The 15,666-nt window shown below is 70.3% G+C and carries 15 protein-coding genes; 5 read left to right on the top strand and 10 right to left on the bottom strand.

Going from position 1 to position 15,666, the window contains the following annotated elements; genetic code table 11:
* Positions 1 to 44: 44 nt before the first annotated feature.
* A complete protein-coding gene (locus tag MKK69_RS24620; RefSeq protein WP_243972257.1) occupies positions 45 to 434 on the bottom strand; it encodes a transcriptional regulator in 390 nt (129 codons plus the stop codon).
* On the bottom strand, positions 421 to 1,038 hold the full coding sequence (locus MKK69_RS24615; RefSeq protein WP_243972254.1) for a hypothetical protein: 618 nt from the start codon (positions 1,036 to 1,038) through the stop codon (positions 421 to 423). Before MKK69_RS24615 ends, MKK69_RS24620 begins: the two co-directional genes overlap by 14 nt.
* 304 nt (positions 1,039 to 1,342) lie before the next feature.
* Between MKK69_RS24615 and uvrB the strand changes: the two genes are divergently transcribed.
* Complete coding sequence (gene uvrB, locus MKK69_RS24610) at positions 1,343 to 4,105, top strand: excinuclease ABC subunit UvrB (RefSeq protein ID WP_243972253.1); 2,763 nt, start codon at positions 1,343 to 1,345, stop codon at positions 4,103 to 4,105.
* 15 nt (positions 4,106 to 4,120) lie between these two features.
* On the opposite strand, the gene MKK69_RS24605 is transcribed toward uvrB, so the two are convergent.
* Entirely contained in the window at positions 4,121 to 4,339 is a 219-nt protein-coding gene (locus MKK69_RS24605) for a hypothetical protein (RefSeq protein WP_243972251.1), read from the bottom strand.
* Positions 4,340 to 4,478: 139 nt separating this feature from the next.
* Between MKK69_RS24605 and MKK69_RS24600 the strand changes: the two genes are divergently transcribed.
* Positions 4,479 to 5,012 carry an ankyrin repeat domain-containing protein gene (locus MKK69_RS24600; protein ID WP_243972249.1) on the top strand — a complete coding sequence of 178 codons (534 nt, stop codon included), beginning with the start codon at positions 4,479 to 4,481 and terminating at the stop codon, positions 5,010 to 5,012.
* 3 nt (positions 5,013 to 5,015) lie between these two features.
* Here MKK69_RS24600 and MKK69_RS24595 read toward each other — a convergent pair whose 3' ends face one another.
* Together MKK69_RS24595 and MKK69_RS24590 are read right to left on the bottom strand one after the other, a co-directional pair.
* Positions 5,016 to 5,336, bottom strand: coding sequence for an addiction module antidote protein (locus MKK69_RS24595; protein WP_243972247.1), 321 nt, complete (start codon positions 5,334 to 5,336; stop codon positions 5,016 to 5,018).
* Positions 5,333 to 5,641: a type II toxin-antitoxin system RelE/ParE family toxin gene (locus MKK69_RS24590; RefSeq protein WP_243972246.1), complete on the bottom strand. Its 309-nt coding sequence runs from the start codon at positions 5,639 to 5,641 to the stop codon at positions 5,333 to 5,335. The genes MKK69_RS24595 and MKK69_RS24590 overlap by 4 nt, the downstream gene beginning before the upstream one ends.
* Positions 5,642 to 5,802: 161 nt before the next feature.
* Here MKK69_RS24590 and MKK69_RS24585 point away from each other — a divergent pair, with 161 nt between their 5' ends.
* Together MKK69_RS24585 and MKK69_RS24580 are read left to right on the top strand one after the other, a co-directional pair.
* A complete protein-coding gene (locus MKK69_RS24585) occupies positions 5,803 to 7,512 on the top strand; it encodes a pyrroloquinoline quinone-dependent dehydrogenase (RefSeq protein ID WP_243972312.1) in 1,710 nt (569 codons plus the stop codon).
* A gap of 59 nt (positions 7,513 to 7,571) precedes the next feature.
* Positions 7,572 to 8,009 (top strand): acyl-CoA thioesterase, encoded by a 438-nt coding sequence (locus MKK69_RS24580; protein ID WP_243972244.1) that lies wholly within the window; start codon positions 7,572 to 7,574, stop codon positions 8,007 to 8,009.
* Here MKK69_RS24580 and MKK69_RS24575 read toward each other — a convergent pair.
* The 5 genes from MKK69_RS24575 to MKK69_RS24555 all read right to left on the bottom strand — a co-directional run bounded on the left by MKK69_RS24575 (position 7,999) and on the right by MKK69_RS24555 (position 13,934).
* Positions 7,999 to 8,328: a hypothetical protein gene (locus MKK69_RS24575; RefSeq protein ID WP_243972242.1), complete on the bottom strand. Its 330-nt coding sequence runs from the start codon at positions 8,326 to 8,328 to the stop codon at positions 7,999 to 8,001. The two genes, MKK69_RS24580 and MKK69_RS24575, sit on opposite strands and share 11 nt — an antisense overlap.
* A 628-nt stretch (positions 8,329 to 8,956) precedes the next feature.
* Positions 8,957 to 10,291, bottom strand: a complete 1,335-nt coding sequence (locus MKK69_RS24570) for an O-antigen ligase family protein (protein ID WP_243972240.1) — start codon at positions 10,289 to 10,291, stop codon at positions 8,957 to 8,959.
* Positions 10,292 to 10,580: 289 nt separating this feature from the next.
* Entirely contained in the window at positions 10,581 to 11,483 is a 903-nt protein-coding gene (locus MKK69_RS24565; protein ID WP_243972238.1) for an alpha/beta hydrolase, read from the bottom strand.
* Positions 11,484 to 11,566: 83 nt separating this feature from the next.
* The gene (locus tag MKK69_RS24560; protein ID WP_409564872.1) at positions 11,567 to 12,478 is read right to left on the bottom strand and encodes a lytic transglycosylase domain-containing protein; all 912 of its coding nucleotides are present in this window, start codon (positions 12,476 to 12,478) and stop codon (positions 11,567 to 11,569) included.
* A gap of 31 nt (positions 12,479 to 12,509) precedes the next feature.
* Positions 12,510 to 13,934, bottom strand: coding sequence for a CoA transferase (locus tag MKK69_RS24555; RefSeq protein ID WP_243972236.1), 1,425 nt, complete (start codon positions 13,932 to 13,934; stop codon positions 12,510 to 12,512).
* Positions 13,935 to 14,027: 93 nt separating this feature from the next.
* On the opposite strand from MKK69_RS24555, the gene MKK69_RS24550 reads away from it, so the two are divergent.
* Entirely contained in the window at positions 14,028 to 15,665 is a 1,638-nt protein-coding gene (locus MKK69_RS24550; protein ID WP_243972235.1) for an ABC transporter ATP-binding protein, read from the top strand.
* The last annotated feature ends 1 nt before the right edge of the window (position 15,666 follow it).

Below are 15,666 nucleotides of genomic sequence, written 5' to 3'. Positions count from 1 at the left end.
GTTTATCGGGGCGGAGTTAATAATCTTGGGAAGCTTAGACAGTCTCACACCGGTTTCGTGGCCGGATCGAGGCCGCGGCGCCCCGATTCCGGCCCGCGATCGGCGGCCTCCGCGGCATCGCGCACGACCTGCTCCAGGACGCTCAGGTAGCCGATGAAGCGCTGGCGGCCGGTGTCGGTCAGCCGGCACACCGTCTGCGGGCGGTTATGCGCGAGACCCTTCTCGAGGCTCACCAGATCTGCCTCGCTCAGCACCGCCAGGTGGCGGCTCAGGTTGCCGTCGGTCAACCCGCACAGACGCTTGAGATCCGGAAACGGCAGGCCCTTCGGATGCGCCACCAGGGAGGTGAGCACGGAGAGACGCGCCCGCTCGTGGATCAGCCGGTCGAGCCCCTCGTAGGAGAAGCGCCCGACGGCGCGGTCAGCGGTCGTCATCGAAGGCCCGGGCGCTGTGATGGATGATCCCCGCCAGCCAGGCCTGGCCGACCAGGAACGGCAGGCCCATCGCCCAGGGGGAGAGGAGGCGCGTCTCCGCCGAGAGGGCCAGCACGGCGAGCCCGGCCAGCAGATACCAGGCGCCCACGCCCTGCACCGCCCGCGGCAGGATCCGCGCCGAAGCGAACAGGCCGAGGCCGACGAGGACCTGCCACAGGCCGGGCAGCATCCAGACCTCCCCGGGGGCGAAGCGGGCGATCACCAGGGCCAGGCACGCCCCCGCGCCGGCGGCCGGCAGGAAGACCTCGATGGCGTTCCACACCATGGCGTCGGCGAGGCCGGAATGCAGGCGCCGCGAGCGCCGCATCGCCTCCACGCCGATCATCGCGAAGGCCGCGAGGGCGGCAGCGACCCAGAGTCCGAAGAACAGGCCGGGCTTGGCCGCCGGATCGCCCAGCCACAGGGCCTGGCCGGCCGCACAGGCCAGCGCGAGGCCGCCGGTGCCGGCGACGGTCGCCGCTCCGACCCCGCGAAATGCCGTGTCGCGCGCGATCTGCGAACGGATCGCCACGATGTCGGCCAATGCCTTGTCCAGGTCCCGCATGCGCCTCATGCCCCGGGGCTGCATCGTGCTTTGCGCCGCAAAGTACCGGCCCGGCCGGATCGTCGCAAGCCAATTCGACCGGTCACGGCGGCGGAATTTCTCAGCATCGGCGCTGCAGGTCGAGTCTGACATGGGATGAAATCTACCTACCGGTTGTATTCGGACAATCACCGGGCCGGAAAAACCGCTCCCACGATCCGGTGTCCGGCCGGCCAGCGGGCCGGCGGGACCGGCGGCCGGGGCGCGGTAAAACTCTCCTTCGGACAGGGTTTCTCCCGGCGGCCGCACGGCCCATATTGTGTCCATGCCCGCTCCGAAGAAATCGCGCGCCGCCTCCGTCACGGCCTCGTCCGCCAAGGCGTCGAAGCCCGAACTGAAGCCCCTCGACACATATCTCGCCGCACTGCTGAACCCGGCACTCAACCGCAACCGGCCGCCGCCCGTGGAGCCGGCGCCCGAGGCGCCCGCCCGGCCGGGCAGGCCCAAGAAGCGTGGCGCCAAGGACGGGACCACCGGCGGCTCCTCCCCGGCCGCCACGCGCCGGGCCGAGATCGCCCGCGACGGCTTCGCGGAGGCGCCCCAGGCCGGCTACGCCCTGGGCGACGCCGCCGATGTCGACCCGCGCCTCGCCCAGGCCCTGGGCCTGATCCCGCCCGAGGACGGCCCCGTCCCGGAGGGTGCCGATCTGACGGATCCCGGCGGCGACGGGGGCGCCTCGGCTACCGTGACGGCGCTGGAGCGGCTGCTCACCGAGGGCAACCCGCTGTTCAAGGACGGCCAGACCTGGACCCCGCACCGGCCGGAGCGCCCGCAGAAATCCGAGGGCGGGCTGCGGTTCACGCTGAGATCCGAGTTCGAGCCGGCCGGCGACCAGCCCACCGCCATCGCCGAACTGGTCAAGGGCGTGCAGGTACACGAGCGCGATCAGGTCCTGCTCGGCGTGACCGGCTCGGGCAAGACCTTCACGATGGCCAAGATCATCGAGGAGACCCAGCGCCCGGCGCTGATCCTCGCCCCCAACAAGACGCTGGCCGCCCAGCTCTACGGAGAATTCAAGTCCTTTTTCCCGGACAACGCCGTTGAGTATTTCGTTTCTTACTACGATTACTACCAGCCCGAGGCCTATGTCCCGCGCTCGGACACGTTCATCGAGAAGGAATCCTCGATCAACGAGCAGATCGACCGGATGCGCCATTCCGCCACCCGCGCCCTGCTGGAGCGGGACGACGTGATCATCGTCGCTTCGGTCTCGTGCATCTACGGCATTGGCTCGGTCGAGACCTACACGGCGATGTCGTTCACCGTCTCGTTGGCCGAGCGGATCGAGCAGCGCCAGCTGATCGCCGACCTCGTGGCCCTGCAGTACAAGCGCATCCAGTCCGATTTCGCCCGCGGCACCTTCCGGGTGCGGGGCGATTCCATCGAATTGTGGCCCGCCCACCTGGAGGATCGCGGCTGGCGGATCGGCTTGTTCGGCGACGAGATCGAGAGCATCGTCGAGTTCGATCCGCTCACCGGCAAGACCATCGCCGAGCTGAAGTTCGTGAAGGTCTACGCGAACTCGCACTACGTGACGCCGCGCCCGACGCTGCAGCAGGCAATCAAGGGCATCAAGAACGAGCTGAACGGCCGGATCGAAGAGCTGACCAAGATGGGCCGGCTGATCGAGGCCCAGCGCATCGACCAGCGCTGTACCTTCGACATCGAGATGATCGAGGCCACCGGCGCCTGCAACGGCATCGAGAACTATTCCCGCTACCTCACCGGCCGGAAGCCCGGCGAGCCGCCGCCGACCCTGTTCGAGTACCTGCCCGACAACGCCCTGGTCTTCACCGACGAGAGCCACGTCACCGTCCCGCAGATCGGCGGCATGTACCGGGGCGACTTTCGCCGGAAGGCGACGCTCGCCGAATACGGCTTCCGCCTGCCCTCCTGCCTGGACAACCGGCCGCTGCGCTTCGAGGAGTGGGACGCGATGCGGCCCATGACCGTCCACGTCTCGGCGACGCCCGGGAAGTGGGAGATGGAGCAGACCGGCGGCGTCTTCGCCGAGCAGGTGATCCGTCCGACCGGCCTCGTGGACCCGGTGATCGAGATCCGCCCCGCCCGCAGCCAGGTCGACGACCTGCTGGGCGAGGTCCGGGAGGTGGCCCAGGCTGGCTATCGGACGCTGGTGACAACGCTGACCAAGCGAATGGCCGAGGACCTCACCGAGTACCTGCACGAGAACGGCGTGCGGGTGCGCTACATGCACTCCGACATCGACACGCTGGAGCGGATCGAGATCATTCGGGATCTCCGCCTCGGCGCCTTCGACGTGCTGATCGGCATCAACCTGCTGCGCGAGGGTCTCGACATCCCGGAATGCGCCCTGGTGGCGATCCTCGATGCCGACAAGGAGGGCTTTCTGCGCTCGGAGACCTCGCTGATCCAGACGATCGGCCGCGCCGCCCGGAACGCGGACGCGCGCTGCATCCTCTACGCGGACAACATCACCGGCTCGATGGAGCGGGCGATGGCCGAGACCGAGCGGCGCCGGACCAAGCAGCTCGCCTACAACGAGGAGCACGGGATCACGCCGCAGAGCGTGAAGCGCGGCATCGCCGACATCCTCAGCAGCGTGTTCGAGCGCGACCACGTCCAGGTCGATACCGGCCTGGCGAAGGACGCGATCACGGTCGGCCATAACCTGAAGGCGGTGCTGGCCGATCTGGAGAAGCGCATGCGCGCGGCGGCCGCCGATCTCGACTTCGAGGAGGCGGCGCGGCTGCGCGACGAGCTGAAGCGGCTCCAGGCGACCGAGCTGCTGGTCTCGGACGACCCGATGGCCCGGCAGGGGGACGTGGAGCGCGAGGCCGGCAAGTTCGGCCGGAAAGCCCCGCGCGGGGCGGGGCACAGCCGCATCGCCAAGCCCGACCTCGACAATATGGGTCCGGGCACCGACCGCGAGCTGCCGGTCGGCGGCGGCGCGCCAGTCTGGCAGGAAAGGCCGAAGCCGCGCTCGACGCAGGGCCTCGGCGGGCAGAAACCAAAATACAAGGGCGGCGGCGGGCGGCGGCGCGACTGAACGGGCGCCGGACCCTCACGCGGCTTCGTGGTTCCGGCCCACACCCTGCGCCGCCGCTTCCTCGCCCGCGTCGACGATCGCTTGCGCGATCCGAACCACGAGGGCGTCGCAGGCCGCGTCGTAGGCGCGGGGATCCGCCTGGACGGCAGCCTCCGCGACGGCGCCGACCCGGTCCCGGACGATCTCGCGCGCGGTGCGCAGCGCGTCGGCGAAGGGTTCGAACGGTCGGGGCATCGCGGCGCTCCGGCAGGCGCCGGGTCGCTCCGGCTTCGGTTGGCCGCTGGAACGAGCGGGCCGGCGAAACCGTTCCCTGCGGCGCTGGACGCGCAGCCCGCACCGGCCCAAATCACCCCCGGTGACAGACGAGCACACGATGGCCTCAGAGACGAATACGCCCCCCGCCCTCGACGACGAGACCCTGGCCTTCGCCGGCCGCGTCTTCCAATACGCGCGGATGGGCCATGCGCAGGAACTCGCCGAGCTGTTCGGCCAGGGCCTGCCGGCCAACCTGCGCAACGACAAGGGCGACAGCCTGCTGATGCTCGCGGCCTATAACGGTCAGGCGGAGGCGACCCGGGTGATCCTAGAGGCCGGCGGCGATCCTGAGCTCGCCAACGATCGGGGCCAGACGCCGCTCGCCGGGGCGGCGTTCAAGAACGACCTGGCGGTGGCGCGGCTGCTGCTCGAACACGGGGCCGCGGTCGACGGCACCGGCGACGGGACGCGCACGGCCCTGATGACCGCCGCGATGTTCGACCGGACCGAGATGGTCGACCTGCTCCTCCAGCACGGGGCCGACCCGGACAGGCGCGACGCCTCCGGCCAGAGTGCCGCCGACATGGCCCGGGCCATGGGCGCGCAGGCGACCCCGGGCCAGCTCGACGCGGCGGCGCGGGCGGTGGGCTGAACGTCAGTCGAGATCCACGGCCGCGGGAGACTGCGATGGAATCACGGCCATCGTCAGCCCGAGAGCCGTAATTACCTGCTGAACGGTGTCGAGGCTCGGGTTTCCGCCCTGCGACAGAGCCTTGTAGAGACTCTCGCGTCCAAGTCCGCTGGCATCGGCCACGGCCGTCATGCCGCTGGCCCGCGCGACGTCACCGAGCGCCTGCCGGAACGCTGCGGGATCATTCTCCTCCAAGGCCGCCGAAAGGTAGGCGGCGGCCTCCGCGGGCGTGCGGATATAGGTGGCCACATCGAAGGGGCGCGTCGGTGTCGTGCCGTTCGTCATGCGTTGCCTACCCAAACTGTGCGTGCGAGATCGCGGGCCCGAGCGATGTCGCGGGTCTGCGAATCCTTGTCGCCGCCGCACAGGCGAATGACGATCCCGCCATCGCCACGCTCGACGAAGTAGACACGGCAACCGGGACCTGTATCGATCTTCATCTCGCTAACCCCACCGCCGACCGGGGCCACCTGTCCGCGATGACCCTCCTGGAGGCGCACGATCCGGCGCAGGATGCGGGCACGGCCTGCGGCATCGCGCAGACTGTCGATCCACCGGTCGAACACCTCCGTAGTCAACACCTCGGGCACAATCAGTATCCCATAAGATACAAACGATCGCAACGGCGCCCGACATCCGGGGGGATGCATCCTCTGGGGCAATGGGCGACCGGAGAACCGGGAGACGAAACGCCGTGCCGCCCATCACTCGGATCGACACAGGACTTTGGCTCGCTTGCGCGGGGCTGGTCGTGGCGCCATTCGGAGCCGTCGCCGCCGAGACCCCCTGGCCGGCCTTCGGGCACGATCCCAGCAACCGCAACTTCTCCGAACTCACCCAGATCGACCGCGGTAGCGTCGGACGGCTGCGCCCCGCCTGGATCTTCCAGACCGGGGTCACCGGCTACTTCCAGGCCCAGCCCGTGATGGTGGACGGAAGCCTCTATATCTCCACGACGCAGAACAACGTCGCGGCGCTGGATGCGCGCACCGGCAAGCCGCTCTGGACCTACACCCACAAACCACGGACGGAGAAGATCTTCGGACCGCCGTCGAACCGCGGCCTCGCCGTCTCGGGCGGCCTCGTCTACGAGGCGACCATGGACGGACGGCTGATCGCCCTGGATGCCAAGACCGGCCGCGTGGTCTGGGACAAGGAGGCGGTCCGGCCGGAGGAGGGCGAGACCGAGACCGCCTCGGGGCTGGCGACGACGCTCGGCGGCAAACCCGTTCAGGGCTCGAGCCGCCTGGGCTTCAAGATGCCGCCGCTGGTCGCCGACGGGCTGGTGATCGTCGGCGTCACCGGCGCGGGCTACGGCCTCCACATCGAGGACGAGGCGGGCGGCCTCGACGGCGGCGCGGTGGTCGGCATCGAGGGCGGCTACGGCCGGCGCGGCTGGCTTGCGGCTTACGACGCCAAGACGGGCGCGGAGCGCTGGCGCTGGTACGTCACCCCCGCGGAGGGCTGGGAGGGCGGATTCGTGGAAAAAACCGCCGACGGAACGCCGCTCCACCGGGACATCGCGGCCGAGAAGGCGGCGGCACCCGCCAACCGCGAGGCTTGGCGCGTCGGCGGCGGCTCCCTCTGGATGACGCCGGCCTACGATCCCGATCTCGGCCTGATCTTCCTCGGGACCGGCAATCCGGCGCCACAGAATTTCGGCCTGTCGCGGCCGGGGGACAATCTCTACACGATGTGCCTCGTCGCCCTCGACGTGAAGACGGGCACCTTGCGCTGGTACTACCAGCAGGTGCCCCACGACGAGTGGGGCTACGACGTCGCCGCGCCGCCCTTCCTGCTCGACATGCCGGGTGGGACGAAGGCGGTGGCCTCGGCGAGCAAGACCGGCTGGATCTATGTCCACGACCGCGCGACCGGAAAGCTGCTGAAGCGCTCGGCGCCGCTCCTCGACCAGAAGAACCTGTTCACGCCGCCGAGCGCGCAGGGCACGGTGGTGGCACCCGGGCCCCTCGGCGCGGTCTCCTGGCCGCCGACCGCCTATGACGGGCGGCTGGCCTACGTGCAGGTCCGCCACGGGGCGACGACCTACACGGTGAAGACAGTGCCGGCGGCCGCCGGACGGCCGGAGATCCGCTACAGCGAGACCGCCGAGGCAAAGGGCGAGCCCGCCTTCAGCACGCTCAGCGCCGTCGACCTTGCCGACGGCGGCCGGATCGCTTGGTCGGTGCGCGCGGCGAGCCGCCTGTCCGGGGGGACGCTCGCGACCGCCGGCGGCCTCGTCTTCTCCGGCGAGGAGGACGGCCATCTCGATGCCCACGATTCCAGTGACGGCCGGGTGCTCTGGCGCTTCCAGTGCGGGGCGGGCATCAGCGGCCCGGCCATGACCTACGCCCTCGACGGCCGGCAATACGTCGCGGTGGCGGCGGGCGGCGCGTCCTACACGAAGGCGGCGGGCTTCGGCACCGGCGACGCACTCCTGGTCTTCGCGCTGCCCGATTGACGCCCACTGAGCTTGGCTGGAGAAGTTCCAAGCAATGACGGCGGGGACTCATCCCATCGATGGCTGACGAGGGGAGCGCGGCCGGCGCCGACGCGGGTTCGCAACCGACCGATCGCGGGCTGCCGGTGATCCGCACCATCGCGATGCCCGCCGATACCAACCCGGCCGGCGACATCTTCGGCGGCTGGCTGATGGCGCAGATGGATCTCGCGGCCAGCAACGTCGCGGCCCGACGCTCGCGTGGACGCTGTGCCACCATCGCGGTCGACGCGATCACGTTCCATCATCCGGTCTTCGTCGGCGACGAGGTCAGCCTCTACGCGTGGCTGGTCACGGTCGGGCGCTCGTCCCTCCGCATTCAGGTCGAGGTCTGGCGGCGCGAGCGGGCGAGCGAGACCACCATGAAGGTGACGGAGGCGACCTTCACCTTCGTGGCGATCGGCGACGACCGGCGCCCGCGGCCGGTGCCGCCGGAGGTGGGCGGGATTACGCCGTGATATCGACGGTGGTGCCAGGTGCGGGCGGCGTCTGCACGTTGTCGTCGCTCGCAGACGCCTTGGCGTGAGCGAGCTGTGCCTGCGCCTTATCGACCAGCTTCTGGTCGCAGGCGACGCAGCTGGGGCTATGATTGCGCTTGTCCTGATCGACAACGCTGTTGGCGTCGGCGAGCGCCTGCTGCGCTGTCGCGACTCCCGCCTGCGTCCGGGTAGCCTGTTGTGCCGCCTGGACCGACTTGGCCGATTGCGACTGCCCCAGGGGTTTAAATGATAGGGTGTCCGCGCCGCGCGGGGTGACCGATCCGATGCTGCTTGCCATCCGTGAAAGTCCGAACGAATACCTCAGGGGGGATGGTGCAAGTAAGATATTGAGATCACGCTAATCGGTGATCGACTGGTGCGACTAAAATTTACACAATTTTGGCTGGCATGCAAAAGGCCAAACCAGCCGCGTATGATTTTGTGACGGACAATGAATCTAGCTATGCTTTCGTATTGGCGCCGGTGCTCCTCCCTTCGTTTCCTGCAAGCAGAGCAAGGGGATCCGCGCTACTTCCGGAGAAATGTGAATATCGTAGTCTACCCGAAAGAGGGGGCGGTCGCGCTGACCGAGGCCATCGGCACGCGACTCTCGCGGACCGAGATTTGCGTGAACGGATGTGCCCCTAGCATCATCCCAAGAGGTATTTTCCGGCTTTCGGAAAACGATAATGCAAAACCAAAGACCTAGCGCATCGTCTTGATTCAGATCTTCAGGACGATGCGTTGAACGTCGGATCCCCTATCAAATCGCTTCGAATCCACCCCATGGCCGTCATCAGCGAGACCGGCGGACGAGACCCGCCGCGCCGTCGCGTGGGCGGAGTTCGGTGAGGCCGGCTCATCGCGGGCCGGTGTCACACCGTCGAGGGCGGCGCTCGCGATGACGGCGCGGCGTGACAGGCGGATCAGCCGCCTCGATTGCCGGCGAGCGCGTAGCGCGTGCGCAGCCGCAGGCCGAACACCGCCATCATGAACATGCAGCAGGTGGCGTTGTTGCCGTTGTACAGAACCGTCTCGAACGAGGCCGAGACGAGGCCCAGGAACCAGAACCGCAGGAACAGCAGCGTCTCGGCGTCCAGACGGCCGCCGCCGGCCACACGCTGCAGGTCGCGCACGGGGGCGAGCACGAAGGCCGCCACGGTGAGCGCGAGGAGCGGCAGGCCGCCGATCAGCGCCGTGTCGAGATAGGCGTTGTGAGCGTGATCGACGGTGTTGACCCAGGTCAGTTCCTCGGAGCCGGCATACATGGTCCGCTCGGTCATCCAGAACGCGCCGAGCCCCCAGCCGCGCCAGGGCCGGATCAGGATGTTGTCGATGGCGAATTGCCAGATCTCGCTGCGCCCCGTGAAGGTCGCGTCGGTGAGGAGCGCCCCGACCGCGTCCTGGATCGGCGGCACCAGGACGGAACCGATGGAGATCAGCGAGAACCCGACCACCGGGCCGAGAAGCAGAAGGCCCCGGGCGAGGCCCCCGGTCAGGATCTGGCAAAGCCCCGTGGTGGCGAGGATCACCGGCAGCAGCAGGATCGCGGTCTTGGAGCCGCTCGCCACCAGGAACCCCGCCGCCAACAGCACGATCCCCCAGCCCAGGAGCCGGCTCGCCGCCGAGGCGACGTAGAGGCCGACGATCACCAGGATCACCATGGCGGCCCCGGCCTCGTTCTTCTGCGGGAAGATCCCGCGCCAGAGGCCCGGATGGCTCGGATCGGAATTGACGTCGAAGGCCGAATGGATCGCGAGGCTCGGTACGAACGCCACCGCCAGGTAAGAGGACAGCACGATCACCAGGGCCGCCCCGGCCATGGTCAACGCCAATTGCCGCGGGGATCGGGCGACGATCAGGACACCCGCCGAGAGCATGGCGGCGATGGCGAACAGTGCCAGCCGCCGCAGCGACAGGCCCGGTTCGATGGACAGGAGGGTCGTCAGGCCGAGCCAGAGGGCGCAGAGCAGGAGCGGCCGCGTCATCAGCGGGCGCAGGTGCCGCACGCCGATCCGGTGGATCGCCGCCGCCATGGCGGCACCGGCGGCGAGGAACAGCACCTGGGTCAGCAGGCTGCCGTCCTCGGAGGCCGCCAGGATCGAGCGATCGGACAGGTCCTTCAGCCAGACGTGGTTCCAGAGGAGGACGAAGACCGCCCCGTTCAGGAGCACGCGCAGCACGTCCGGAACATCGCGGCCGGCGATGCCCTGCTGCCGCCCCTCGGCGGGGATCCCGATCGCCGCGTCCGCAGAAGCCATGTCCCGTTCCACCGCCGAGCCCGCGACCCATCGAGGTCCCAGAGAAGCATCCCGGTGATCCCACCCACTTCCGTTATCCCGGGGTGACCGCGTCAGCGGGCCCGGAAGGAAGGCTCCGCCGCGCTCCGGCACCCGAGGATGAGAGAATTGGGTCGGACGTTCGTGGCTTCTGTCTGGGACGGCGTGGTTGGCCGCAGCCTCATCTTAGTCCTGGACACGGCCCGGGCGATGGCAAATCAAAAGTTGCACCCACCGATCGCGCACTAACCTTGACGAAGGTTTTCCGGGTTCAGCGCCGCATCGTGTACTGCGACCGGCTGGCGGATTGGCGCATCAGAAACGCCGCCATCTCGGCGAGTTCCGGGGCCTTCGAGCGGAAGGTCACCGACAGAGCCAGCAGCGTGTCCTTGTGGTCGAGGCCGGGATAGATCCGCTGTTGCACGGGCACATGCTCGGCGCGCAGGCGCGCGGCGAGGCTGACGGTGTGCCGGGGCTTCACCACCGTGTCGGCATCGCCGGTCGCCAAGAAGGCGGGGGGTGACAGCGGTCCGACGAAGCTGCCCGGCTGGGTCGCGGCCGCGTCGGGCGCCTGTCCGAACACCTTGATTGTGGTGTCCTGATCGAGGGGCAGGAAATCGTAGGGGCCGGACAAGCCGGCCACCGCCTTGATCGCCTTGGGATCGACGCCGGCTGCGATCACGTAGCGCGGGTCGAGGCCGAGCATCACGGCGTTGTAGGCCCCCGCGGAATGCCCGGCCAGGACGATCCGGCGCGGGTCGCCGCCATAGGCCGCGATGTTGTCGCGCACCCAGGCGAGCGCCGCGGCGCCGTCCTCCAGGAAGCCCGGGAACGCCGTCTCGGGATAGAGCCGATAGTCCGGCAGCACCGTGACGAAGCCCTGGGCGGCGAGCGCATGTCCGACGAAGGCGTAGTCGTCCTTCGAGCCGCTCTGCCAGGAGCCGCCGTAGAAGAACACCAGCACGGGGGCGTTCTCGGCGGCCGCGGCGGGCACGTAGACGTCGAGGCGCCGCCGCGACCCTTCGCCGAAGGGCTGGTCCTTCGCGGCGAGGCGCCCGCCCGGATCCCGCGGGCCGATCGCGTCGAACAGCGCGAGCGGCGAAGCCGCGTTGAGGCCGAACGCGGCGAGCCCGAGGCAGAGCAGGCTGGCAAGCGCAGTGAAGAGCCGTGTCATATCCCGTCCGGTTGTCGCGACCGGTCCATACGGCGCCAGGCTCGGGGCGGATTGATGACGGCCGCGCGGCGGCGCGCGAAAAATCAGGTCCGCAGCACGAAACAGGCGCCGCCGACCTTGCGGATGCGGCCGCACAGGTCGTCGGCGGCCTGCCGGTTCTGTGCCGGGATCCGGATCCGGTAGAACGCCCGGGTGCCACGGTTGCGCAGGCGCGTGCCGATGATCATCGGCCGCACGTCGCCGATCACCCCCGCATAGGCGCTCCGCGCCCGGTTGAAGCTCTGGAGCGCCAGCGCCTTGGAGAAGTTGCCGGCGAGCTGGATCCCCCAGGGCGCTGCCGGGCCCTCGTTGGCCCCCAGGGCGAAGCGATCGCCGCGGGACGGGATGCGCAGGCTGGCGGTGACCTGAAGACAGGTCTGCGCCGGCTCCGGTTTCGCGTCCGCCGTCTCGGGCTTCTTGGGCGCGCCGCCCTCCGGGTATTCGATCGCCTTGGCGGGACCGGTGCGCCAATCGTCGGCCGGGACGCCCGTGATGGCGGCCACGTAGGCGCGGGTCTCGGCGGGCAGGCCGCCATCCCCGGCCAGCCACTTGCTGACACGGGCCGCCCCCCCGTTATAGGCCGCCGCGGCGAGCCCGAGATTGCCGAACTGGCTCTTCAGGTCCGCCAGCAGGTGGGCGGCGTGCGGGATCGCCTGTTCGGGGTCGAACGGGTCGAGGAGCCCGCGCTCCCGGGCGGTCCCGGGCATGAACTGGGCGACGCCCTGTGCCCCCGCCGGGCTGACGACGCCCACGCGAAAGCTGCTCTCGCGCCAGATCAGCCGCGTCAGGAACGGCACCGGCAGGGCACGGGCCTTGGCGGATTCGTCGATCAGGCGGCACAGCGCCTGCTCGACGGTCTCGGTCGCCCCCTCGGATGGAACGGCGGCGGCCGGACGGGCCGAGCCGAGGAGGAAGAGGGCGAGGAGCGCGCCGTGGCGCAGGCGTGAGATGTCCACATCGGCGCTTGTAGCGACCTCCGGTTGCGGATCAATCCATCGGAAAGGGTGGGGCGCGGCCGATCACGGCACCGTGCTCATCGGTCGCCCAGGCCGGTGCATCCTCCCCCAGACGACGCGCCGGCCGCTCGCAGCGCATCGGGGCGTCAACGACGGAAACCGGCGGCCGCAGGCGCCGCGCCGGGCCCCAAGCCGTTGCCTCGAAGTCCGGCGCCAGATCCTCCGCGGTCTCGGCCGCGAAGGCCGGTTCGGGCGGAGCCGCACCTGCCTCGATCAGGCAGGCGGCCGTGCGGGCGAGGGAGAGTTGCGCCCGGCCGCCGGTGCCGTCCGACAGGCGACGGCTCAGCAGCCGAAGCACGGCCGCCGCCATCATGTAGCCGGTGGCGTGATCGAGGGCCTGGACCGGGAGCGGCACCGGAGCGTCGGCCCCGCGCCAATCCTGCCCGGCCTGCGCGATCCCGGTGCTCATCTGGACGAGACTGTCGAAGCCGCGCCGTCCGGCCCAGGGGCCGGTCCAGCCATAGGCGTCGAGGCAGACCTCAACGAGGCCCGGCGCCAGGTCCGACCGGGTGCGGATCCCGTAGCCGAGCCCGTCCAGCGCGCCGGGCCGGTAGCCGTGGACCAGCACGTCCGCCCCGGCGAGCAGGGCGTCGAAGATGGCCCGGTCGGCGTCGCGGCGCAGGTCAAGGCGGGCGCAGGTCTTGCCGGGGGTCACCTCCGGCTCGATGGCGGCCTCGGTCCAGTCGGGCGGGTCGATGCGCAGCACATCGGCCCCGAAGCCCGCGAGAAAGCGCGTCGCCACCGGCCCGGCCAGCACCCGCGTCAGGTCGAGCACGCGCAGGCCGGCCAGCGGGCGCCCCGGCCGGGGCGCCCAGCCCGATGCCGCCGCATTCGTCGGCCGGCCGCCACACGGCGCCAGCGCCACCAGAGGTTCGGCCGCCACCGCACGGCCCTGCGGGTGCGCGGCCCAGGCGTCGAGCCCGCGCATCTCGGCGGCGCAGCCACCCTCGGCCAGGATCGCGGCCTCCAGGGTGCCCGTGTCCCAGTTGGCCACCGCCCGCGCCATGCCGGCGCGATCCGCCTGGGCGCCGAGCACCCGTTCGGCCGCCGCCCGGTGATGCGGCGCGTTGGTGTGGAGCCGGATCCAGCCGTCCCGCGTCCCGTAGTCGCCCGCCACCGGGTCCCAGGGCGCCGGCACGCGCCAGCCTTCCGGCCGCAGCGACGTCGCGAACCAGAACGAGGCGAGCCGCCGGTCCACGGTCACCGGCCCCGTCAGTTCCGCGACCTCGGCGAGCGCCAGCGCGGCCGCCGCGACCGAGCCCGCCGCGAGGTCGCTCACCGCGAAGGCCGAGGGCAGGGCGCCCATCCCGGTGACGTGCAGGCGGTCGAGGGCGCCGGTCGGCCCGTCGAGGGCCTGCCAGATCCGGGCGGCGAAGGCGTGGGATCCGGCCGTCATCGCGATCTCCCGTCCGATCCGCCGCGTCCGGGCGGACCATCGTCGCAGCAAGATAGACTAGGGTCATTGGCCCCGCGCGCTATAAGGAGCGGCATGACGTTGGATGAATCCCAGCCGCTGCTGGCCGTCGAGAACCTGTCCGTCGCCTTCCGGTCCCGCGCGGGCGAGACGGCGGCGGTCGACGGGATCGACTTCACCATCCGGCGCGGCGAGACCGTGGCGCTGGTCGGCGAATCGGGCTCCGGCAAGTCCGTGACGGCGCTCGCGATCCTGCGGCTCCTCGACGGGGCGGCGCGCCAGGAGGGCCGGATCCTGTTCAAGGGCCGCGACCTCGCGACCCTCCCGGAACGCGCGATGCGCGACGTCCGCGGCGCCGACATCACCATGGTGTTCCAGGAACCCATGACGTCGCTGAATCCGCTCCACACGATCGAGCGGCAGATCGGCGAGGTTCTGGGGCTCCACCGCGGCCTGACGGGGCGCGCCGCCCGCCGGCGCATCCTCGAACTGCTGGACCTCGTGGGCCTGCGCGACGCGGAGCGCCGCATCGGTGCCTACCCGCACGAACTCTCCGGCGGCCAGCGCCAGCGGGTGATGATCGCCATGGCGCTCGCCTGCGAGCCGGACCTGCTCGTCGCCGACGAGCCGACCACCGCCCTCGACGTCACGGTCCAGGCGCAGATTCTGGCGCTCCTTGCCGACCTGCAGAAGCGCCTCGGCATGGCGATGCTGTTCATCACCCACGATCTCGGCATCGTCGAGCGGATCGCCGACCGGGTCTGCGTGATGCTGAAGGGCCGGATCGTGGAGGCGGGGGCGACGAAGGCGGTCTTCGCCGACCCGCAGCACGACTACACGAGGCGCCTGATCGCCTCGGAGCCGAAGGGCCGCGCCAACCCGGTCCCGGCCGATGCCGCAAACCTGCTCGAGGCCGGGCCGCTCAAGGTCTGGTTCCCCCTGAAGACCGGCCTGCTCCGGCGGGTCACCGGCCACGTCAAGGCGGTGGACGGGGTCTCGCTGAAGGTCCGCGCCGGCGAGACCGTGGGCGTCGTCGGCGAATCCGGCTCGGGCAAGACCACGCTGGGTCTCGCCCTGCTGCGGCTGACGGCCTCGGAGGGGCCGATCGTGTTCCTGGGCCGCACGATCGATGGTTTCACGGTGGCGCAGATGCGGCCCCTGCGGCGGGACATGCAGGTCGTCTTCCAGGACCCCTACGGCTCGCTATCGCCGCGCATGTCCGTGGCTGATATCGTCGCCGAGGGCCTGGTGGTGCAGGGCGCCGTGCGCGGCCGGGCCGAGCGCCGGGCGGTCGTCTCGAAGGCGCTGGCCGATGTCGGCCTGGACCCGGCCGCCATGGATCGCTACCCGCACGAATTCTCCGGCGGACAGCGCCAGCGCATCGCCATCGCCCGGGCCATCGTGCTGAACCCCCGCTTCGTGGTGCTCGACGAGCCGACCTCGGCGCTGGACCGCTCGGTCCAGGCCCAGATCGTGACCCTGCTGCGCGACCTGCAGCGGGAGCGCGGGCTGGCCTACCTGTTCATCAGCCACGACCTGAAGGTCGTGCGGGCGCTCGCCAACTACGTGATGGTCATGCAGAACGGCCGCGTGGTCGAGGAAGGCCCCGCCGAGACGATCTTCGCCGATCCGCGGACCGCCTATACGCGCGCCCTGTTCAAGGCCGCCTTCGCCCTCGACAGCGACGCGCCGACCGAGCTGGAGCCCGTCTGAC

Origin of the sequence: Methylobacterium sp. J-026 (assembly GCF_022829585.1) — a bacterium.
Taxonomy (GTDB): domain Bacteria; phylum Pseudomonadota; class Alphaproteobacteria; order Rhizobiales; family Beijerinckiaceae; genus Methylobacterium.
Note: the sequence above shows the minus strand (reverse complement) of the source record. Positions and strands in the feature narration are given on the sequence as shown.